Here is a 20,259-nt window from a genome sequence, read left to right as displayed (position 1 = left end):
TTCTTTTATATTTTTGAAATTAATCGTTTCCAAAGCTTTATATATAAAGATAAACAAAAATAATAAAATAATCACAGTATAGGTTGGAAATTCAAATTCGCCTATGGAGAATAATGAAATAATTAATGACATAATTACAATATAAATAATTTTTTTTGTATTTAACCATTTTATAAGGATATAGAGGAATATTGAAGTAAATGGCAATAAGTAAAAGCTGAATTGAAATATTGTAATATAATAAATAAGAACAAATAAATTAAATAAATAAAAAATAGCAGCTATAGTAGAAATAAATTTTTTGTTTCTTTCAAAAATATTTAGTTCCATACAAAATAAATAAAAATATAACATTGAAAAAAACATTATTAAAACAAATATAATTTCTTGCGAAATTAAATAATTATGTCCGCTGACAAAAAAAATAGCGGAAAAGATTAGAAGCACAGGATAAAAATATAATAAATAAGGAAAGATACCTAAGTTTGTTGGAAGAATTAAATAAAAGCCTTTTTTAATAATATAATTAGGATGATAAAATATAAAAAAAAATCCTGGGTCTCCAAAAGATATTGGCTCACCATGAAACCATAAAAAAGGAATAAAGGAAAGTATTATAAAAACAATTATCGGATACTTATGGAAATTTAGTTTATTAATAATTTTCTTAACAATCATATTGATAAATTAATTAACTAAATTTTAGATAATATTATATTTACTTAAATTATTATTAAAGACTTTAATTCATCAATTAAACTTTATATATATATTTTGTTACTTAAGTTAAGTTATAAAGAAAATTAATTATTCGCTATTTTATGTTATTTTTCAAAAACCTGTTTATAAATATAATTTGCTCTTTCTCTCCAGTCCCAGGTTTTAGCATATTTATAAGCTTCTTTTGAAAATTCTTTGTAAAGTTTTTCATTTTCCAACAAACTAATAATTGCATTAGCAAAAGCATCAATATCAAAACATGGTATTTTAATAACACCTTTTGGATAATATGACTTTAAAGCCTCAAGGTCAAAACTCATTCCTGGTAACCCAAAGGCCATCCCTTCAGCCATAGCCATTCCACCACTATCGTAAATTGCAGGATGGATCATTAATTTTGATTGTTTAAATATTTCATATTTATCTTTTCCGTCTAAAAAGCCTAATATATCAATCTGGTTCTGCAGAGAAAGTTTGGCTACTTTATTTTCTATCTCATGTCTTAATTCTCCGTCGCCTATCAATACAAGTTTTAATTTTTTTTTATTATTTACATTACTCCATATATCTATAAGTTCAAGGCATCCTTTTTGGGCATGGAATCTTCCAACGAAACAGGCATCATATTTTCTTTTATCTAGCGGAATGATATTATCATTAAATTTCAAATATTTTTCAGATTCTGATATATCTATACCACCTTTTATTGCTAAAATTCTAGATTTATTCTTTTTCTTAAAGTGAAATCGTTTAATGTCGGGTTCGCTAGTTACAAACACATAATCTGCGAAATATTTAACAATAAAATATGACGGCAGTTGCATAAACCAGTAAAGTAGTCCTTTTACTCTATGAATTCCTTTATATGGTGTATTTCTGAATAATGGAAAAGGTGCAAAAAGATAAAATCCGGCTACCCATTTTATTTTTTTATTAATTATTTTTGCAAAAAAAGCTGGTAAAAAATCAGGATAAAAGTCAGATGATGAATATATAAAATCTGAATTTTTAATAATATCTATATTTGCTGAAATATATTTTATACCTTTGTATGTTCTTCGGATTTGCATCTTAATTAATCCTAAAATAGAATATAAATTATTATATTCAAACTCCTTATCGGTTTTAATAATGCTAATATTAGCTTCTTTTTTTTGACTCTTCTTAAGCAATAATAAACCTTCTTCAGATGTAAATAAAACGATGTTCAATGTTTTCGTTAAATTTTTTGTGAGTTCAATCCATATTCTATCTCCGCCACTCATCATCTTTCCGAAAGTATTATTTGCTATTATTATTACCTGATTCATTTCTCTCCAGTATATCAATTATATATAAAAACAATTAAACTTTAACAATATTGTTTTATCGTATTGTAAGAGCTCTTATGTCTAAGAATCAATATCGCATAATAATATCATCGCACTTTATATAGCCCTATTTTCCAATCATCAAGCTTTTTATTTCATTTATTAAAATTTGAGCGTGTTTTTGCCAAGTATAATTCTCTTTTACCTTTTGCCATGCATTTTTTCCCATATCATAGGCAAGTCGTTCATTATATAATAATTTTATTAAATATGATTTCAAAGTTATATAATCCTTGTATTGATAAAAAAATCCATCTTTATTTTTTTCAAAAAAATATGCTGCTCCGCTTGTTTCAGTTGCAATAAAAGTACATCCATTAGAAGCAGCTTCTAAAATAGGCATGCCAAAACCTGGTTCATCGTTTATAATAACGGTAACTCTAGCATTCGCGTATAAATCATTTAATTCTTGTTCGCTAATTTCTCCTAATAATTTAACTTTATTTGAAATTTTTAAATTTTTTATAATTGATTCTATTTTATTTTTATAGTTATCCTGTATCCATTTGCCTCCTACCTTAAGTTCGCAATTCGGAATTTGTTGAATAACATTTAATAAATTTTCAAGCCCTTTTCCTTCCTTCCATGCAGTTGCAATAAAAATATAATCACCGCGATAATTTTTTATTTTCCTTAAATAATCATGTCCTAATGGTATTAATTTTATTTTTTTGTCATCTTTAATGATACTTTTAAGCTGTGAATAGTGAATATAGCCAGAAACAAAAACCAACATTGAGTTATTAACTAAAATCTTATCGATTATTTTTCCTAAAAAAAGAATAAAAAACATTATATTGTGGATAAATCCTTTATTGTATGTTTTTTTTAGATTGTAAGCAAGTGGGTCCCAGACATAGACAGAATATGGAATAGCATTGAATTTTGATAAGGAAAGTGCAGAAAATGTTGTGTATATATTATGACTTATTATGATGTCATATTCTTTTTTTTTGATGACAAAAGGCAATAAAAAAGGGTAAGTCAAATGAAAAAAGGAAAAAAAATAAAAACCTGGTATTTTAAAGGAGTATTTTAATATTTTAGGTAATCTATCGTCTAAATATACTACAGGAATATTTTTTAATAAATCTGCAAAAGCGTCTTTAATAACAGCTTTTCTTGAAAGTACTAATAAATAGGCATCTTCGCCAATGTCAATCAGAGCTTTTACCTCTTCGATTGCTATTTTTTCAACGCCACCAATGTTTAATCTATCAATTAAAACACCTATTTTCATAACATCTTCCTCCCAAAAATCCAAAAAGTATCTCTATAAAGTCCTAACGGAGATGATATGAGAATGCGATAGGGGATATGCTTAAAAAAATTTGGTAATTTTTTAAAAATTGATCCCATTGGCCATTCAACAGGCCAGAAATCGGGAAGATCTTTTAATCTAAATGTAAATTTTATTTTATTGAAGCCATTTACTTTTAATAAATTACGTAAATTTTTTGGAGTATAATAAAATAAATGTGTTTTATCGGTATAAGCATACCAATTATTCCCTTTTATAATTCTTAAAGGAGAAGAATAATTTGGAGTGACTAAAAATACGCCACCACCTTTTTTCAATACTCTATAAATTTCCTTAATAAATACTAAACCGTCTTTTTCATTTAAATGTTCGATAATACTGATGCCCAAAACACAATCGAATGATTCGTTTTCAAAAGGTATTGAAGTAGCATCTCCAATTATAGCACCAGTCATCTCTGCAGCAATAGGTGAAGAATCAATTCCCTTGACATTATAACCCTTGTCTCTCAGGGAATTCATAAGCCTTCCTGTTCCAACACCTACTTCTAAAATGTTATGAAAATTGTTTTGTATAAGAACATTTTCTATAGCATTTTGAAGATGTATAGGTAAATAATCCCTATCTAAATAATACTTCTTATTATACAATTCCTCAAGATTCACAACAATACCCTCAAGATATTTTTTAATTTAATTGAATTTGAACTATTGAATTTACATCAACTTTATAAATTTTTGTCGAAAATACATCTTATCAACCAATATAAATAAGAAATAACAACAATATTGCAAACCGATATAATTTCTTTATCTTAATATTTTAAATAAAATAATATATTAATACTGTATACACAAAAAAATTATTTAATGAATTTATATAACTTATGCCAAACATATACAACTCCTACTGCACCCTTTAGAAAATACACACTAACCGTTAACAGCGGATGCCTAACCAATTTTCTCCACTTGCCGTTTTCTATAAAAACCCCTATATACCTGTAATATAAGCCAAATTGTTTTTTAACGATAATATCATTTTTGCCCCATTTATTTATATATATATCAAAGCCTTTCATATAATAATTTTTTTTGCCAAAATATTTTGATAAAGTTATATTTGTTTCGTTATGAAATATTACATTATTATATTTATTATTTAAATCATTAGACTTAATCCCGTTTGAAATTAAAAAAGTTATAATTTCTTTTGAAAAACCATTTTTCTTCCATTCCTTTACCCCTTTTTCTTCAGATAGAACTTTATAACCGCCTAAAAGCTTAAGCTCTCCTAACTTTGAAACTTTTCTGTTAAAATCCCAATCTTCCGGTCCTGAAAAACTTTCATCAAAACCGTCTGCTTTAATAAAAATATCATTTTTCACAAATCTTATAGCGTCTATCGGAGTGGCGTTGTAAAAAGACCTTTCAAATCTTCTTGTTTTGCAAAATAATCCGTTGCCCATTATTATTTCCGGTATATATAATCCGACAACGGAGGAACTCTTTTTAAATTCATCTACGCATGATTCAATGACAAAAGGAGCTAAAATCATATCGGAGTCTAAATACAATATATATTCTCCATGACTTACGCTAACGCCGTAATTTCTTTGAGCCGACCTTTCAGGTCCTTTATCATAAATCAAATCGGTAAATTTAGCTGCGATTTCTTTTGTTTTATCGCTCGACTGATTATCAACGACTATTATTTCGATATTATTATAAGATTGAAATTTAATGCTTTTAAGGCACATCTCTATATTTTTTTCTTCGTTTTTCGTTGTTATTATAACCGAAACTAACACTGAACTCATATCAGTATCCATTATTTTCTTTTTTAAAATCTGTAAAATGCGATAATACTTTTTTCCCAGCCTTAAATATAAATTTTATATCGTCAATATTTCTTATAGAAACTAACTTTTTAAAAATAAAATAAGGATTCAAGGCTGAAGTGTACAAATCTTGAGCAAATTTTAGCACATCTTCATTTGTTACAGGACTTCTCCAGACAGATTCTTTCATATCATATCTATTCCAATCTTCCGTCAAAAGCCAGCCGTTATTTCTTGCATCATCAAATAAAGGCGTCCCTGGATAAGGTACGACGATAGTTGCCTGTAATGTATCAATATACCCTTTTTTAAACATTTTTTTGGCAAAATTGATAGTCATAGCGGCGTCGTCAATAGTTTCCCAAGGATAGCCTATCATTGTCGTAAGTTGGGGTTCTAATCCAGCGTATTTTGCCATCTTTAGAGTAGTTTCAATATTTGATGCATTAATTCCCTTATTTAATCTCTCCAGTGTAGAAGGAACTATTGATTCTAAACCTATAAGAATCATTCTGAAATTTGCCTGTTTTAATAAACTCCATTCTTGTTGAGACAGCGCACCAACCCTCATATTGCAGCCCATTGTTACTTTTTTGTTATAACCTCTTTTTATCATGCCTTTGCAAAATTCATCCAACCAGTTTCCTATCGGAAAACAGCCTGTATCATCAAATATTTCCTTGACCTTAAACTTTTCAATTAAAATTCCTATTTCATCAAGATATTTTGAAACATTTGTCGTTCTAAAATTTTTGCCTGGGTAAAGAGTTGTCCATGAACAAAAACTACACCTTCCGTACCAGCAGTCTCTTCCCGCCATTACATATGTGCCTGGCGTATGTTTAAAATTTCCGTTCTTGTAAGCATAGAGTTTCCAATTTGTGAGGTTTCTGTCAATGTAAGGAAGTTTATTTAAATCATTATCTAATTTAAATTTTCCTGAATTCAGAATCTCTTGTCCTTTCCTATAATATATGCCCGACGGTATATTTTTCAAATCATCAAGCGAGGATATATTTTTTAATGCATTACATAGTCCAAGAAGGGAAAAATCATAATCACCACCGGTAATAATAAAATCTACTTTGGAGTTTATCAAAGACTCTTCAGGCATTGCTGTTACATGATCACCCATAAGAATAACTATAGGAAAATTATAACAATTCTTTAATTTATCTTCATTTGCTGGTTGATCATAAATTTTTTTTATATCTGAGATTATTTGCCAGTGCCTTTTTACAACAGGTGTTTTAGTTTCAAAAACAATAATATCTGGTTTTTCGTTTTTGAGCCTCAAGATCCATTTATCATATGTTAACGATTCAGCTATCCCGTCATCCCAAAAAACATCAAATCCGTTTTCTTTAAGAAGTGTCGCGGCATAAGCAGGCACCACAGGATATATATATGTAGGGTCTTTAAACCACTGAAACTGCCTGTTTTGGGAAAGCAATGGGGTGCCCTTTTTAGATTCTAATGGCGGATAAGATATAGAAATTTTCATAATTATTTAAACCTCAAGTTATTTTTTTTACAAATAAGAAGCCATAAGAAAAAGAAATACCATAATAAATATGCGTAATAAATATATAAACAGTTCCAAATAATGAAATTTTTACATTTTTGGTTTTTTTATTGATATCGAAAAAAGCGTAAAGTAAAATAAGGATATAAAATAATAAACCTAAAAACATATAAGTAAAAAGTTTGAAATCTAAAAACAATAATAAAAAAGTCATTAAGAAGTATAACACAAAAAAAGATGATAAGAAATATTTTAACTTAAATGAGTGCAAAGGATGTTTTTTAGCCAACCATCCTCTTACGATCCCATAATTTCCTATTTGTCTTAGATGCATTGCAAAATTGCCTCTTCTATGATGATATACAATAGTATACGGGTCATAAACAATTCTTTTTCCTATTTCTGTAATTTTAAAACAGAGTTCGGTATCTTCTCCAGGCCATAAATCCGAATTAAAACCGTTTATAAGTAAAAAAATATCTTTTTTTATTATAAAGTTAACGGACGGCCATTCTTTTACATCAGCTGATTTTCCAATAGGATAATATTTCCTTGGGTCTATGCCGCTTATTTTAGTTAAAAATACAGAGCCTGAAACTTTTTGAAAAAATTTATCTTCTTCAGGTGTTATTGCTGGTCCACCGACCGCAGCTATTGAATCATCTTTGAGTATTTTTAAAGCGTTTAATAACCAGTTCGCCTGAGGATAGGCGTCATCATCAATAAACGCAAGTATATCGCCTTTAGCATTTTTGGCGCCTATGTCTCTTTTTGTAGCAGGACCTACGTGACCTGTTGGAACAATTACTGATTTTTTAAAAGTATAATTTTCTTCTTCATCCGGTAAAATTATGATTTCAAAATTTTTATAACTCATATTAAGATAGTATGAAATAGCTTCAATAATATAATTATTAATCTTAGCAACTGGAATAATAATAGAAACTAAATGATTATTGGATGTCCCAATTATATTGGTATTGGCGTTGGTGTTTAAATTATTTTTAATAGTATTTATCATTTGTTGTTTATCCTCTTAAATTATATAAAAATACATAAATTTTTTTATACAATAAAATAAAATCATAATAAAAGATATTAATTAAAGATGCTATAGCGAGAATATAGCCAGTAATCATTACGCAATATATAACAGAAACCAATGTCTGATGAAACAAACTTATTAAAACAACTTCTAACATCGCGAAAAGAAACATTAAAAATACAAAAAAATATTTTTGCACCGCCATATAATAATTAACCATTATGCTGACAATAGCAAAAGAAAACATGCTTAATCCGTAGAGACTTAATAAAGGCGCGGCTTTCAAATATTTACTTCCCATAAGAACTGATATTATAAAATTAGGAAAAAGTATATAAAAAATTTCACCAAAAAAACATAATAAAATTGTGATGAAAATAGTTTTAAACAAAATCCTTTTTGTTTTATTGTTTAAAGCGTGTGCGTGCGATACTTCCGGAAACATTACAACTGCAAAACTGGCTGGCAGGTATAATATAATTTTTCCGAGTAACGCGCTTACTGCATAAATGCCGGCTTCTTTTGAAGAAAAAAAATGTTTAACCATTATTAAATCTATATTAGTAAAAAAAGTATAGAAAAATAATGAAAAAAATACAAGCAGAAAATACTTAATCGTCAAAATATATTCTAACGTCTCACCGTTATTTTCGTCTAAAACCTGTTCTAAACCTATTTTTTTAAAGTAATTGTATATAAATATAACCGTTACAAAAGACACGGCAACCTGCGTTATTAAAGTTGAAAGGAGCGCTCCAGTTATATTTAAGCCAAACAGCACTAGAATAATGGCTATAACTAATTTTCCAGCTGACGATAAACTTCCAACAAACCCATATAAGCCATACTTTTTAGAACCTTGAAGTATGCCTAAAATTAGTGAAAAAAAGAAACTTGTCAACAAAACTGCACCCAATATAGCAAAATATAAAAAAACATTTATTTTCATGAAATTCATTAAATGGGGTATGAGAATAGAATAAATGGCAAGAATGAAAAATCCGAAAAAAAGAACCTTTAAAGATATGCTTTTAATAAATTTTTTAACTTTATTAAATTCGGAAATTGCTAAATTATGAGATATATTTTTTGCAGCTATTATAGTTATAGTGCCTGCGGGCACAGAAATTATTAATAAAATTGAAAATAGCGAATTTAATGTGCCGTATTCTGATACGGTTAATAAACGACCCATGGCAATTTGAAAAAGATAATTGAAGAAATTTGCCGACATGGAAAAAATAAAGATGTAAATTCCGTTTTTAAGCAAACTATCGTTTAATATATTTTTCATTTAGATCTGATTGCTGCAATAATAATGACATCATACATTACACTAAATTGAAAAAATAACAAATCAATACAAAACAATAACAATATGGAGAAAATGGACAAAACATACATTTTTTTAATCATAATAATGTAATATTTTCATTCGATAAAATATAGCAAGGGTATCCAACCCCATATCAAAAACATCTTTAATCTTAATTCTTCCTAAACTGTTTTCGCGTGAAAAAATATATGTGGTAGGTATTTCAATTACTTTAAATTTTTTTCGGATAGCTATGGCTAAAATTTCAATATCAAAAGCAAATTTTTTACATAAAATTTTTGGAAAAATAATTTCTAAAACATTTCGCTTAAAAACTTTAATACCGGCTTGGGTATCCGTAAGATTTAGTTTAAACAAAGATTTTATCATTAAATAATAACCAAAACTTAATATTTTTCTTTGTAATGTATATTTTGCTTTCAATTTTTTGCTTCTTCTTGTGCCTATAACAACATCGGCGTTATTATCACTCATCGCTTTAAGCAATTTTCCTACTTGCGAAGGGTGATTTTCAAGGTCGCTGTCTAAAAATACTATTATATCGCCTGTAGAATGTTCAAAACCGTTTTTTAATGCATACCCTTTGCCGGCATTACGCACATTTGAAACAAAATTAATTTCTTCATGCTCCTCCGCCGCTTTTAAAGCCATAGCTTTTGTATTATCGGTGCTGCCGTCGTCTATTAATATTATTTCAAAAGGAAATCTGAACTTTTTAAATATCTTATAGGCATAAATCAAATTTTCATATATTTTTTCGCCTTCGTTGTAGGCGGGCATAAGGATAGAAATTTTACCTTTGTATAATTTCATGTTAAACAAATGTGCACTTAAATTTAGTTTAAATTTTGTAGGTATATATTATTTAAATAAATAAAATAAATTTTTGCAATATTTCTTTGCATAGTATATATTATTTAAATAAATTTTTGCAATATTTCTTTGCATAGTATAAGTATTTACTATAATTAAGTAGAATAAATTAATTTAATTTGGTTTAATTAGGAGGATATATGCGCATTTCAATAATAGGCACAGGCTATGTAGGTCTTGTCACCGGCGTCTGCCTTTCGGATTCCGGCAATACCGTTTATTGCATAGATAACGACGAAGATAAAATAAATTCTTTAAATAAAGGTATTATCCCTATATATGAGCCAGGACTCAAAGAACTCTGCGATAAAAACGCTAAACTTAAAAGGCTGCAGTTTGGTTCCGATTTATCGAAAGCCGTTAAAAACTCGGAAGTCATATTTATAGCCGTCGGCACACCTCCGAGAGAAAACGGCGAAGCAGACCTTTCAAACGTCTTTAAGGTAGCGGAAAGCGTAGCTCTGTCCATGGATTCATACAAAGTAATTATAGTTAAAAGCACAGTTCCGGTAGGCACATGCGATTCAGTAGAAAAAAGAATAAAAGAATTAACGGGAATTCCTTTCGATGTCGTGTCTAATCCGGAGTTTTTAAAAGAAGGGGCGGCAATAGATGACTTTCAGAGACCGGACAGGATTATAGCCGGTTTAAATAATCATAAAGAAAACACCAAAGCAAAAGAGCTTATTTCCGAAATATACGAACCCTTCGTGAGAACGGGCGCTCCAATATATTTTATGGACAGACTGTCTTCGGAATTAACAAAATACGCCTCAAACGCCATGCTTGCTTTAAGAATATCCTATATGAACGAACTTGCCAATCTCTGCAATATAACGGGAGCGGACATAGACAGCATAAGAATCGGAATAGGCTCCGACAAAAGAATAGGCAAATCTTTTCTTTTCCCAGGAATAGGCTACGGCGGCAGCTGTTTTCCGAAAGACGTAAAGGCTCTTTATCACAGCGCTAAACAGCACAGATACGATTTTAAAATATTAAAAGCCGTGGACGAGGTTAACAATATCCAGAAAGAAATAATCGTCAATATGCTTTTAAAACATTTTAAATCTGATATTAAAAACAAAACATTTACACTGTGGGGTCTTGCTTTTAAACCGAAAACAGACGATATAAGAGAAGCGCCCGCCCTTACCATAATATCTAAACTTCTGTCGTACGGAGCATCCGTCAAAGCTTTTGACCCTATTGCCATGGAAAATACAAAAAACGTATTTCCGCAGATAGACTATTTTGACGATATGTATAATGCCTTAAAAGATTCTGACGGACTTATATTAGCCACCGAATGGAACGATTTCAGAATGCCTGATTTTAACAAAATAAAGTCGCTTCTAAAAACCCCCGCCGTGTTCGACGGAAGAAATATTTACGATAAAGATAAGATGAAAGAATACGGTTTTGATTATTATTCTGTCGGGAGATAGACATAACTAACAGTTTTAATTAATTAATAATTAACTTATGAACATTCTTTTAACAGGCGCTTCCGGTTTTGTGGGACATTATATAATACAAGAGTTATCTCGGTTTCACACTTGTGTTCCGCTAATAGATGAAAGAGGTACGGTTGACTTAAGAGATATCGGTAGAATAAAATCTTTTTTAAATTCTTCGCAAAATTGCCGCTATGATGCTGTAATCCATTTAGCCGCACAGAGTTTTGTTCCTGAATCTTTCAAAAATCCTCTTGAAACTTATAATATAAATTTCATCGGCACTTATAACCTGTTTAGTGTTTTAAAAGAATACGGTTTTTGCGGTAAAATACTTTATATAAGCTCCAGCGATATTTACGGTTATGTCAGCGAAAACAAACTCCCAATAACAGAAGATTATCCGTTAAAACCGAGAAATCCCTACGCTGTGAGCAAAGCTGCGGCTGAAGCGCTGTGTTACCAGTGGTCTGCTACTGAAGATGTTGAAATTGTTATAGCAAGACCTTTTAATCATATAGGACCTAATCAGAGCGAAAGATTTGCCGTATCAAGTTTTGCAAAACAGATAGCCGAAATTAGTCTCGGTCTAAAAAAACCGGCAATTATAATCGGTAATATCGATACTACAAGAGATTTTTTAGATGTAAGAGATGTCGCGGCTGCCTATAAGCTATTATTAGAAAAAGGGATAAATTCCGACATATATGACATATACAATGTATGCTCTGGAAAAGAGGTCGCAATGCGCTCTATAATCGATACTCTTTGTAATATTGCCGGTGTTGAGGTTGAAATAGAAATAGATGAAAATAAATTAAGACCTAATGAACAGAAAAGGGTATGCGGCAGTAATGAAAAGATTAAGAAAATTATAGGATGGGAGCAAAAAAAACCGCTTGAAAAAAGTTTGGCGGATATTTTAGGATATTGGAAAGAAAGGCTAAAAAAATAAATTTTTTCTTGCTTAAAATCATATTTTATAGTTAAATTGTTTTAATTACTATCATTCCATAATTACATTATGGAACTATATAATAATTATGCTAATAAATTATCATGCCGTTATTTGATTAATTAATAAAAGTTATATGAATCGTTTATAAATATCGACATTTAACAAAATACAAGATAATATACAAAATAATTATGATAAAAAAAGGAGGAGTTAAATTATTATGGCAAAAAGCGCTCTTATAACGGGCATAACGGGACAGGACGGGGCATATCTTTCCAAATTTCTGCTTGAAAAAGGTTATAATGTTTACGGCTTTCTTGCAAGAAGAGGCTCTGATACTTTATGGAGATTAAGATATTTAAATATATTAGACGATATTAAAATCATAGACGGAGATCTGCTTGATCTGTCTTCGCTTATCAGGGCTTTAGAATTGTCAAAAGCCGACGAAGTCTATAATTTAGCCGCTCAAAGTTTTGTGGGAACCTCATGGCAGCAGCCGATACTTACTACGCAGGTGACCGGTTTTGCCGTCGTAAATGTTCTTGAGGCAATAAGAATTGTAAATGACAAAATTAGATTTTATCAGGCGTCTACATCTGAAATGTTCGGTAAAACAACCGAAACTATACAGTGCGAAAATACCGTTTTTCATCCCAGAAGCCCATACGGAGCAGCTAAACTTTTTGCCCATTATCTTACTATTAATTATAGGGAAAGTTTTAATATATTCGGCTCCGCCGGTATTCTCTTTAATCATGAGTCCCCTATAAGAGGCATAGAGTTTGTTACGAGAAAGGTAACGGATGCCGTCGCCAAAATAAAATATGACAAACAAAACAAACTTTATCTCGGTAATATAGACGCTCAGAGAGACTGGGGATATGCCAAAGACTATGTCGAAGCTATGTGGCTGATGCTCCAGCAGGACGCGCCGGACGATTATGTTATTGCCACAGGCAAGACTTCTTCGGTCAGAGAGATGTGCGAAATAGCATTTTATTACGTCGGTTTAAATTATCAAGACTATGTCGAAATAGACCAAAAATTGTATAGACCGGCAGAAGTTGAAAGACTGCTCGGCAACCCCAAAAAAGCTAAAGAAAAATTAGGCTGGGAGGCTAAAACCCAGATGAAAGAGTTGATAGAACTTATGGTTGAAGCGGATATGAAAAGGGTAAGGGATAATAAATCTGAATGTTAAATTTGGGGTTTCGCCTTCCGATTAGCCTAAATAAATAAAAAAGAAGCTTTTCTTTGTCGTTTGCTGAGTCATTTAAAGCAATACTTGAAAATATTGATTTTTGATTAAATAAGAGCTTTGAGAAATTGACTTTACTTTCTTTTGCATATTTTTATTTTCTATATACTTCGTTTCTGTTTGCTACTTTCAAAACAAGAATAACAAAATTATTATCCTGAATATTGCAAATAATGCGGTAATCGCTGACTCTGTAACGCCAAAAATTACCCAAAGGTCCAGTCAGCGCTTTACCGATGTTGCGTGGATTATTGGTTTTGGCAATTCTTTTCGACGTATTTTTATCAATTTTTTTTAGCTGTTTGACCGCTGTTTCGGAAAATTTAATCTGCAATATAAAGATATTTCTCCGCCCCTTCTGCAGAAAATATTTTCTCTTCGCCTTTGCGGATACGTTCTAAGACCTCCGATGCAAGATAGTAATCTTCCATATCGTTCAGACCTTTTTCTATAATTTGGCGTAAATAATAAGCTTTCGTGCGTCCAGTCATTGAAGATAAAAAATTAAGTCTTTCTTCTATTTTTTAGGTAAGTCTAACTGATGTAGTCATATATTATAGTGCCCCTTACTCAAATTGCAATTTTAGTTTCTTCGCCTGTGCCTTCATTAAGAAAAACAAGTTCCCCGTCTTGCTTCATCAATTCGTTTGCATTTAAAAGTTCTATGCCGTAAATTTTTCCGTCGGGGGATAAGTCGATATTGACTTCATCGCTTATTTTTATAGTTTCGACTTTTTCAGAAGATTCAGCTAATTTAATATAAGAAATATTATATTTCGGGTCATACGTTACTTTCATTTAAAACTCCTTCGGTTAATTAAAAATATTTTGCTATTGCCGTAATTATTATAATGTCATTATCTTCATTTACGGTTATAACCTCGACCTGCTTTATATTATATTTTTTGCCTCGCCATAAATCGTTAAAAATAAAATTTCTTCTAAAACCGTTTCTGCCAAATTTAACGGGAAAACATTCTCCATCTTCTAAAGTTTCTATAACTTCTTTTTCGTTAATGCCCCTTTCAGTCATTCGTTCTTTTGCATGAGGGTGAATTATCATCATAAATAATTATTAATTATATTATGCTATAATATATTATATGTCACAAAAAAATAAAATGTAAAATAAATTATCATTAACGTAAATTATATCATGTTAATGGTATCGGGAAGAATAAATAAATCGGACGCCATTTTTTCTACGAAAATTAATGCATGGGTTTCGGCAACAATAAAATTAGTAAGAATAGCGTCCTTCTTCTCCATCGCTATTGTCTTTAAAAGTTTAACCGCATCATTATGATTTGCGTCGGATTTATCAAGAAGAGCATATATTGCGCTAGTATCAACCATTATTCGGCCCAATGTTTTGTTTCTCCTTCAGCAAGATATTTATCGTGGTTTACCGAAATATGTTTTTTATTACTCTCGCCGGCACCTATAATTTTCCATATGGGGTCATTTTCGCTTAATGGACTTCCTATTTCTAATTTTTTCAAACGAATTTCTTTCCCATCAAGTATCGCTAAAACCCATAAAATTTAATAATCTATATCGTCATAGCTATGGATAAGCCTATCTCTTGCACCGGCTATATTTTTCCATGGAACATTATTATATTTTTAGCGAGTATCAATAGGAATCTTTTTTATTGCTTCGCCGATTATTTCAAATTTTCTAATAACGGCGGATAACAGCATATCGTTTTCAATAAATTCATCATAAGAAGTAATGTTTTGAGTGAATTCCAGTATCTTAGCCGCAGCATCGATAATATCGTTTAAATAATCACGAATATCTTTATTTTTCAAATATACATTACCTCTTCCAATATGTGTCTGCAGATATAAGGTTTCAATTTTTTTTTATTTGCGATATCAACTTCCCGTCCCAACATGCTTTCCAAATAAAGCCTGAAATCCTCAAGCTTAAACAATAAAAAACGGTTACTGTCCCTATTTTCTACTATTTTCCGCACACTTCCTAGAAGGAAATAGATTTTATAATTGTTTTAATTTTAATTTAATTATTTATTAAATTTTATGCCAAAAAGATTTTTTATTGCTTTTAGATAAAAGTAATGCTAAAATAAAAAAGTAAGAATTTTAAATACAAATTTAAATATTTGGAGGCGTTAGATGTCTGTAAGCACATTAACCAAAAAAGGTCAGGTTACTATACCTAAAGAGATAAGAAATATTTTAGGAATTAAAGAGCATGATAAGGTAATGTTCGTTAAAAAAGACGGCGATATAATCTTAAAACATATAAGCGGAGATATTTTTGATCTAAGGGGCAGTTTAAAACCTATAAAAGAATACGAAGATTTTGAAAAGATTAGAAATATAGCACGAAAATCAGCCGCAAAAAAAATTATAGAAGAGTCGTTATCGTTAAATGATGAATAAAAAGTTTTTTGTCGATACAAATATTTTTCTAAGATATCTCATAAACGATAATAAATCTATTTCGGATAAAATCGAAGAGACATTTAAAAAAGCTTCGTTAGGAGAGATTTTACTTATCACAAATTCGCTTGTAATTATAGAAATTATATTTGTTTTAGAATCATACTACGATAAATCAAAAAAAGAAATAGAAACGGCTGTTTTAAAAATTATGAATACAAACGGTCTTGGAGTGAAAGATTCTGGTCTAATTTTAGACGCGCTTAATTTTTATGTATCTAAAAATATTGATTTCGTAGATGCATACAACGCTTTCTTTATGAAAGAACATAGCTTGACCGACATATTAACGCTTGATAAGAAGCATTTTTCAAGAATTGATTGGTTAAATATAATAAACATTTAATAAATAAAAATAAAGGTGTCTAAATAAAGGTGTCTGATCTATTTATTCCTTTACTCTCGACTGTGTTTTGCGTGATTGGGAGTTTTAAAGAAAAATTAAGAAAATGTGTCAGATTCATTTATTTTTAAACGGTCTTCCTTGCGAGCGTCTTTCTATTCTAACCCCTATAATACGCTGTACAGCTTCTTCAAATAGAAAATTTCCGGTCAGCTGCCCGCGTTTTACAGAATCTCTCAAAAAATTAATTTCTTCTAGCGGGATATTTTCGCCGATGAATTTTTCATAGTTTTGAAATCTTGCGCTGTTGGTTTCTCCAAGACTTAAAAAAATTTGATCTAAATCTAATATACGGCAATTTTCTATTTTGTCGTTTATGTGTTCAGCATCTTTATCTTTATTTATACCATTATATATATCTTTATCATCAGCTTTTCCATAAATTATTTTTTCGGTAAAAGGAAAAGGTGTCAGACACCTTTTCCTTTTAATTATACCTATCAATATTTTTAGAAAAAGGTATCCGATTAATTCTCCGCAGTTGCTGATTGTAAGTTTCCTATATTATTATTTGGCGGAAAATAAAATCCGATACCTTTTTCTTAACCGCATTTTCTCGTTCGTCGGCTTATCTACCCCCATAATATCCCGTTATGTAAACTTGATTATTTAAGGGAATTAGTTTATTATAATTTTATATCCGTCTATATTTTACTTAAATATTATATATAACTTATATAAATTTAGATGTTAATTAATTAGCAAGAATGTTCGATACGGCTAAATCAATAAACGGAGTTGATATCAGGATAACCGCAGAGAGATGGTTTCATATAATAGAAAACCATGAAGATATTGCCGGATATTATGATTTCGTGCTGGAATGTATTGAAAACCCAGATTTTATAATAAAAGGTTATAATAATGCATTAATCGCTTTAAAAAAGTTTTCCGAGATAAAATTTTTAGCCGTTATATATAAGGAAATTGATAAAACCGATGGATTTGCTATTACCGCATATTTCACTAATAAGATAAAATTGGAAAAAGAGGAAATTTTATGGAAAAAATAACTATAGATTCAAAAATAATCGGTGATATTTCTAAAATTACCCCGCATCTCTTAAACTTTCCTAATAAAAGAATGTGGATAGATTACGACGATGAAGCGGATGTCTTATATATTAGTTTTAAGAAGCCTCAACAAGCAACTGATTCAGAAATGTTAAAAAATGGCATTTTGCTTAGATATAGCGGAAAAGATATTGTCGGCTTGACAATATTAGATGCATCAACAAGAAGATAGTAGTATAAATAAAGGTGTCAGATATATTTATTCTAGATCTATTTATTCTCGTACTCCCGACTGCATTTTAAGTGATCGTATAAATCATATCTGATTTATTTTATCTCTTACTTCTGTCTGTATCTGCCGTTTGTTTTAAAGAAAAAGGTATCTGATTAATTTTTCATATTTTAAGATGGATTTTTGATATTAATTAAATATTTTACTATATTTAAATAAATATATTAAAATTAAAATAACATATGAAACATATGAATATTTTACTAACAGGCGCTTCCGGTTTTGTAGGAAACCATATAACACAAGTTTTATCCAAGGTTCACACTTGTGTGTTCCGCTAATAGATGAAAGAGGTACGGTTGATTTAAGAGGAAAAGGTATCTGACACCTTTTCTTTTCAGAAAACAGTTGTCAACCGTGTATGAAAAAGTAGCTAATCAACGTAAAGATTATATAAACAGAGCTTCATTAAGAATGGTAAACGATAGCCAAGTTATCGTTCTTGAGGATTTAAATATCAAAGGAATGGTTAAAAACAGGCATTTGTCTAAGTCTATATCCGATGTATCGTGGGGCATGTTTACCGACCAGCTTAAATATAAAGCCGATTGGTACGGGAGGGATATTTTTAAAGTCAACAGGTTCTATCTATCAAGCAAGACTTGCAATTAAAAGATAGAGAGTGGACTTGCCCCGACTGCAATACTACTCACGACAGAGATATAAACGCCAGTATTAACCTATTTCTTGTGGGTCTTAATGCTGCCTACGGCAGCACACGTCTAAAGGTAAGGCGGGTATCGCCTGAACCGGACAAAAGTCTAACGCCTGCGGAGTATGCTCCGGCGGGTATCCAGAGTATCGGATATAGCCGTCATACGACGAAACAGGAATCCTCGTCCGTGAGGGCGAGGTAGTTCACTTAAGGGAAAAGGTGTCTGACACCTTTTATTTATATTTCGGGTCATACGTTACTTTCATTTAAAACTCCTTCGGTTAATTAAAAATATTTTGCTATTGCCGTAATTATTATAATGTCATTATCTTCATTTATGGTTATAACCTCGACCTGCTTTATATTATATTTTTGCCTCGCCATAATCGGTATATTCCATTTTAAATTTAATATATATATACTATTAATAGACATTTTTTTTAAGCCGTGCGAAGCATATTTTCTTTTGTTTTATAAAGATCGTATTTTGTCTGCAAATTCATCCAGAATTCAGGGATAGTTTTAAAATATTCCGATAGCTTATAGATGCGGTTATGGACGATATAAAAAGTTACGCTATCGGAAATAAATAATTTGAAAACATAGGCAGCAGTGCAGTATGAGAATAAATAAATCTGCCCCCCATTTAATTTTTTAATTATAACTTATTGATATTATTAATAAATATTGGCGTATTTAAAATGCAGTAGCAATATAGTAGCAAATAATAGAATCCTTATCAATAATTTTTAAAGCTAATAAATATTTTTTCTATTAACGGTTTAATTTCGGGAATAATTTTTTTAGTAGTAAATGATAGCAATATGGTAGTAAAAATACGTCATTTCTATTCATATTTATACATTTTTATGCTTATCTTTTTTAAGCGGTATTTTACCGAAGTGCCTTATTTACTGCGTCTTTTAGTGGTGCCCCCGACCGGAATCGAACCGATGACCAAAGGTTTAGGAAACCTCTGCTCTATCCTACTGAGCTACGGGGGCATCTAAAATCTATATAACATTATATGACATTATAGTCTATTTATATTACAAATTTCAAGATAAAGTATAATAGTTGGATATAAAGCATAAATTTTCTTTATAGCTTTATTCGGAAAAATAAATCTGAAGTTTAGATAGATTTGTAAGATTTTTAAGTGGTGCCGAGAGGCGGAATCGAACCGTCGACACGAGGATTTTCAGTCCTCTGCTCTACCGACTGAGCTATCTCGGCATATCATTATTGCTTTACTGCTGGCATATTATACAAATTAACTTAATAGCAGATAACACGAAAATATACATAAACCAAATATATATGAAAATGAAAAAACAACATATATACGAAAAAAAATATGCGCAAACCATAAATAATGGTTAGTTGACAAATCATAACATAAATTATTTTATATTACAATATTTTTTTTGATATGTTTTTAATATTTTTTCGACAATATTAAAAAATTTTTTTAAAATATTTGTGTTTTTTTAGGCATATATTTTTTCGAAAAGTTTTTTAAAATCAAAAGCATTAAGATTAAGATAGAATAAAATCAAAAGCATTAAGATAGTATCAAATCAAAAGCATAAAATAAAATAGCATAAAAAAATATTTATTAGAAATGTTAATAAACAATTACATTGTATAGATTATTTATTGTATTATTTGTATTATTTGTTTGATTATTTATTGATATTATTTATATATTAGAATACTTCTATATGGTAATTAAATACCAAAAAGTGTTTTAAATATAGCATTATAAATTATAATTA

The 20,259-nt window shown here is 29.9% G+C and carries 24 protein-coding genes, 2 tRNA genes and 1 pseudogene; 9 read left to right on the top strand and 18 right to left on the bottom strand.

Annotation, left to right across the window (positions count from 1 at the left end; genetic code table 11):
• Positions 1–824 precede the first annotated feature (824 nt).
• From EVJ46_01120 to EVJ46_01085, 8 genes are all read right to left on the bottom strand, one after another.
• Positions 825–2,030 carry a glycosyltransferase gene (locus EVJ46_01120; GenBank protein ID RZD16868.1) on the bottom strand — a complete coding sequence of 402 codons (1,206 nt, stop codon included), beginning with the start codon at positions 2,028–2,030 and terminating at the stop codon, positions 825–827.
• 127 nt (positions 2,031–2,157) lie between these two features.
• Positions 2,158–3,330: a glycosyltransferase gene (locus tag EVJ46_01115; protein ID RZD16867.1), complete on the bottom strand. Its 1,173-nt coding sequence runs from the start codon at positions 3,328–3,330 to the stop codon at positions 2,158–2,160.
• Entirely contained in the window at positions 3,327–4,043 is a 717-nt protein-coding gene (locus EVJ46_01110) for a class I SAM-dependent methyltransferase (GenBank protein ID RZD16866.1), read from the bottom strand. The genes EVJ46_01115 and EVJ46_01110 overlap by 4 nt, the downstream gene beginning before the upstream one ends.
• A 170-nt stretch (positions 4,044–4,213) precedes the next feature.
• On the bottom strand, positions 4,214–5,170 hold the full coding sequence (locus tag EVJ46_01105; GenBank protein ID RZD16865.1) for a glycosyltransferase: 957 nt from the start codon (positions 5,168–5,170) through the stop codon (positions 4,214–4,216).
• A gap of 1 nt (position 5,171) precedes the next feature.
• The gene (locus tag EVJ46_01100) at positions 5,172–6,695 is read right to left on the bottom strand and encodes a B12-binding domain-containing radical SAM protein (protein RZD16864.1); all 1,524 of its coding nucleotides are present in this window, start codon (positions 6,693–6,695) and stop codon (positions 5,172–5,174) included.
• A 13-nt stretch (positions 6,696–6,708) separates the two neighbouring features.
• Positions 6,709–7,737 carry a glycosyltransferase gene (locus EVJ46_01095; protein ID RZD16863.1) on the bottom strand — a complete coding sequence of 343 codons (1,029 nt, stop codon included), beginning with the start codon at positions 7,735–7,737 and terminating at the stop codon, positions 6,709–6,711.
• A 7-nt stretch (positions 7,738–7,744) separates the two neighbouring features.
• Positions 7,745–9,055 carry a hypothetical protein gene (locus tag EVJ46_01090; GenBank protein ID RZD16862.1) on the bottom strand — a complete coding sequence of 437 codons (1,311 nt, stop codon included), beginning with the start codon at positions 9,053–9,055 and terminating at the stop codon, positions 7,745–7,747.
• A 114-nt stretch (positions 9,056–9,169) separates the two neighbouring features.
• Entirely contained in the window at positions 9,170–9,910 is a 741-nt protein-coding gene (locus EVJ46_01085) for a glycosyltransferase family 2 protein (GenBank protein ID RZD16861.1), read from the bottom strand.
• 200 nt (positions 9,911–10,110) lie between these two features.
• Between EVJ46_01085 and EVJ46_01080 the strand changes: the two genes are divergently transcribed.
• From EVJ46_01080 to gmd, 3 genes are all read left to right on the top strand, one after another.
• Positions 10,111–11,418 (top strand): UDP-glucose/GDP-mannose dehydrogenase family protein, encoded by a 1,308-nt coding sequence (locus EVJ46_01080; protein RZD16860.1) that lies wholly within the window; start codon positions 10,111–10,113, stop codon positions 11,416–11,418.
• Between the two features lie 37 nt (positions 11,419–11,455).
• Positions 11,456–12,382: an NAD-dependent epimerase/dehydratase family protein gene (locus EVJ46_01075; protein ID RZD16859.1), complete on the top strand. Its 927-nt coding sequence runs from the start codon at positions 11,456–11,458 to the stop codon at positions 12,380–12,382.
• Between the two features lie 223 nt (positions 12,383–12,605).
• Positions 12,606–13,589 (top strand): GDP-mannose 4,6-dehydratase, encoded by a 984-nt coding sequence (gene gmd, locus EVJ46_01070; protein ID RZD16858.1) that lies wholly within the window; start codon positions 12,606–12,608, stop codon positions 13,587–13,589.
• A gap of 151 nt (positions 13,590–13,740) precedes the next feature.
• On the opposite strand, the gene EVJ46_01065 is transcribed toward gmd, so the two are convergent.
• From EVJ46_01065 to EVJ46_01035, 7 genes and pseudogenes are all read right to left on the bottom strand, one after another.
• Positions 13,741–13,983 carry a type II toxin-antitoxin system RelE/ParE family toxin gene (locus EVJ46_01065; protein ID RZD16857.1) on the bottom strand — a complete coding sequence of 81 codons (243 nt, stop codon included), beginning with the start codon at positions 13,981–13,983 and terminating at the stop codon, positions 13,741–13,743.
• A pseudogene (locus EVJ46_01060) lies at positions 13,970–14,197 on the bottom strand (CopG family transcriptional regulator). The gene EVJ46_01065 and the pseudogene EVJ46_01060 overlap by 14 nt, the downstream one beginning before the upstream one ends.
• A 19-nt stretch (positions 14,198–14,216) precedes the next feature.
• Entirely contained in the window at positions 14,217–14,444 is a 228-nt protein-coding gene (locus EVJ46_01055) for a DUF2283 domain-containing protein (GenBank protein ID RZD16856.1), read from the bottom strand.
• A 19-nt stretch (positions 14,445–14,463) separates the two neighbouring features.
• Positions 14,464–14,712, bottom strand: a complete 249-nt coding sequence (locus EVJ46_01050; GenBank protein RZD16855.1) for a DUF4258 domain-containing protein — start codon at positions 14,710–14,712, stop codon at positions 14,464–14,466.
• Positions 14,713–14,795: 83 nt separating this feature from the next.
• Positions 14,796–15,002, bottom strand: coding sequence for a hypothetical protein (locus EVJ46_01045; GenBank protein ID RZD16854.1), 207 nt, complete (start codon positions 15,000–15,002; stop codon positions 14,796–14,798).
• Positions 15,003–15,190: 188 nt separating this feature from the next.
• On the bottom strand, positions 15,191–15,244 hold the full coding sequence (locus tag EVJ46_01040) for a hypothetical protein (GenBank protein RZD17437.1): 54 nt from the start codon (positions 15,242–15,244) through the stop codon (positions 15,191–15,193).
• A gap of 27 nt (positions 15,245–15,271) precedes the next feature.
• Positions 15,272–15,508 carry a DUF86 domain-containing protein gene (locus tag EVJ46_01035; GenBank protein ID RZD16853.1) on the bottom strand — a complete coding sequence of 79 codons (237 nt, stop codon included), beginning with the start codon at positions 15,506–15,508 and terminating at the stop codon, positions 15,272–15,274.
• A gap of 279 nt (positions 15,509–15,787) precedes the next feature.
• Between EVJ46_01035 and EVJ46_01030 the strand changes: the two genes are divergently transcribed.
• Together EVJ46_01030 and EVJ46_01025 are read left to right on the top strand one after the other, a co-directional pair.
• Positions 15,788–16,057, top strand: coding sequence for an AbrB/MazE/SpoVT family DNA-binding domain-containing protein (locus EVJ46_01030; protein RZD16852.1), 270 nt, complete (start codon positions 15,788–15,790; stop codon positions 16,055–16,057).
• Positions 16,047–16,463, top strand: coding sequence for a type II toxin-antitoxin system VapC family toxin (locus EVJ46_01025; GenBank protein RZD16851.1), 417 nt, complete (start codon positions 16,047–16,049; stop codon positions 16,461–16,463). The genes EVJ46_01030 and EVJ46_01025 overlap by 11 nt, the downstream gene beginning before the upstream one ends.
• 114 nt (positions 16,464–16,577) lie before the next feature.
• On the opposite strand, the gene EVJ46_01020 is transcribed toward EVJ46_01025, so the two are convergent.
• A complete protein-coding gene (locus EVJ46_01020; GenBank protein ID RZD16850.1) occupies positions 16,578–16,964 on the bottom strand; it encodes a hypothetical protein in 387 nt (128 codons plus the stop codon).
• Between the two features lie 263 nt (positions 16,965–17,227).
• On the opposite strand from EVJ46_01020, the gene EVJ46_01015 reads away from it, so the two are divergent.
• The 4 genes from EVJ46_01015 to EVJ46_01000 all read left to right on the top strand — a co-directional run bounded on the left by EVJ46_01015 (position 17,228) and on the right by EVJ46_01000 (position 18,683).
• Entirely contained in the window at positions 17,228–17,533 is a 306-nt protein-coding gene (locus EVJ46_01015) for a hypothetical protein (GenBank protein RZD16849.1), read from the top strand.
• Entirely contained in the window at positions 17,521–17,766 is a 246-nt protein-coding gene (locus EVJ46_01010) for a DUF2283 domain-containing protein (protein ID RZD16848.1), read from the top strand. Before EVJ46_01015 ends, EVJ46_01010 begins: the two co-directional genes overlap by 13 nt.
• A 408-nt stretch (positions 17,767–18,174) precedes the next feature.
• Complete coding sequence (locus tag EVJ46_01005; GenBank protein ID RZD16847.1) at positions 18,175–18,438, top strand: hypothetical protein; 264 nt, start codon at positions 18,175–18,177, stop codon at positions 18,436–18,438.
• A complete protein-coding gene (locus tag EVJ46_01000) occupies positions 18,417–18,683 on the top strand; it encodes a hypothetical protein (GenBank protein RZD16846.1) in 267 nt (88 codons plus the stop codon). The genes EVJ46_01005 and EVJ46_01000 overlap by 22 nt, the downstream gene beginning before the upstream one ends.
• Before the next feature lie 725 nt (positions 18,684–19,408).
• Here the strand turns inward: EVJ46_01000 and EVJ46_00995 are convergent.
• A tRNA-Arg gene (locus EVJ46_00995) sits at positions 19,409–19,485 on the bottom strand.
• A gap of 156 nt (positions 19,486–19,641) precedes the next feature.
• Positions 19,642–19,717: transfer RNA gene (locus EVJ46_00990), tRNA-Phe, on the bottom strand.
• Positions 19,718–20,259: the final 542 nt, after the last annotated feature.

The sequence above is a fragment of the Candidatus Acididesulfobacter guangdongensis genome (genome assembly GCA_004195045.1).
In the GTDB taxonomy this organism is placed as follows: domain Bacteria; phylum SZUA-79; class SZUA-79; order Acidulodesulfobacterales; family Acidulodesulfobacteraceae; genus Acididesulfobacter; species Acididesulfobacter guangdongensis.
Note: the sequence above shows the minus strand (reverse complement) of the source record. Positions and strands in the feature narration are given on the sequence as shown.

Excerpts from the sequence above, each read along its gene's own strand:
- EVJ46_01105 (RZD16865.1), bottom strand. The coding sequence starts at position 5,170 with ATGAGTTCAGTGTTAGTTTCGGTTATAATAACAACGAAAAACGAAGAA.
- EVJ46_01010 (RZD16848.1), top strand. The coding sequence starts at position 17,521 with ATGGAAAAAATAACTATAGATTCAAAAATAATCGGTGATATTTCTAAA.
- gmd (RZD16858.1), top strand. The coding sequence starts at position 12,606 with ATGGCAAAAAGCGCTCTTATAACGGGCATAACGGGACAGGACGGGGCA.
- EVJ46_01115 (RZD16867.1), bottom strand. The coding sequence starts at position 3,330 with ATGAAAATAGGTGTTTTAATTGATAGATTAAACATTGGTGGCGTTGAA.
- EVJ46_01100 (RZD16864.1), bottom strand. The coding sequence starts at position 6,695 with ATGAAAATTTCTATATCTTATCCGCCATTAGAATCTAAAAAGGGCACC.
- EVJ46_01095 (RZD16863.1), bottom strand. The coding sequence starts at position 7,737 with ATGATAAATACTATTAAAAATAATTTAAACACCAACGCCAATACCAAT.
- EVJ46_01030 (RZD16852.1), top strand. The coding sequence starts at position 15,788 with ATGTCTGTAAGCACATTAACCAAAAAAGGTCAGGTTACTATACCTAAA.
- EVJ46_01120 (RZD16868.1), bottom strand. The coding sequence starts at position 2,030 with ATGAATCAGGTAATAATAATAGCAAATAATACTTTCGGAAAGATGATG.
- EVJ46_01050 (RZD16855.1), bottom strand. The coding sequence starts at position 14,712 with ATGATGATAATTCACCCTCATGCAAAAGAACGAATGACTGAAAGGGGC.
- EVJ46_01025 (RZD16851.1), top strand. The coding sequence starts at position 16,047 with ATGATGAATAAAAAGTTTTTTGTCGATACAAATATTTTTCTAAGATAT.
- EVJ46_01045 (RZD16854.1), bottom strand. The coding sequence starts at position 15,002 with ATGGTTGATACTAGCGCAATATATGCTCTTCTTGATAAATCCGACGCA.
- EVJ46_01080 (RZD16860.1), top strand. The coding sequence starts at position 10,111 with ATGCGCATTTCAATAATAGGCACAGGCTATGTAGGTCTTGTCACCGGC.
- EVJ46_01090 (RZD16862.1), bottom strand. The coding sequence starts at position 9,055 with ATGAAAAATATATTAAACGATAGTTTGCTTAAAAACGGAATTTACATC.
- EVJ46_01085 (RZD16861.1), bottom strand. The coding sequence starts at position 9,910 with ATGAAATTATACAAAGGTAAAATTTCTATCCTTATGCCCGCCTACAAC.
- EVJ46_01015 (RZD16849.1), top strand. The coding sequence starts at position 17,228 with ATGTTCGATACGGCTAAATCAATAAACGGAGTTGATATCAGGATAACC.
- EVJ46_01075 (RZD16859.1), top strand. The coding sequence starts at position 11,456 with ATGAACATTCTTTTAACAGGCGCTTCCGGTTTTGTGGGACATTATATA.
- EVJ46_01055 (RZD16856.1), bottom strand. The coding sequence starts at position 14,444 with ATGAAAGTAACGTATGACCCGAAATATAATATTTCTTATATTAAATTA.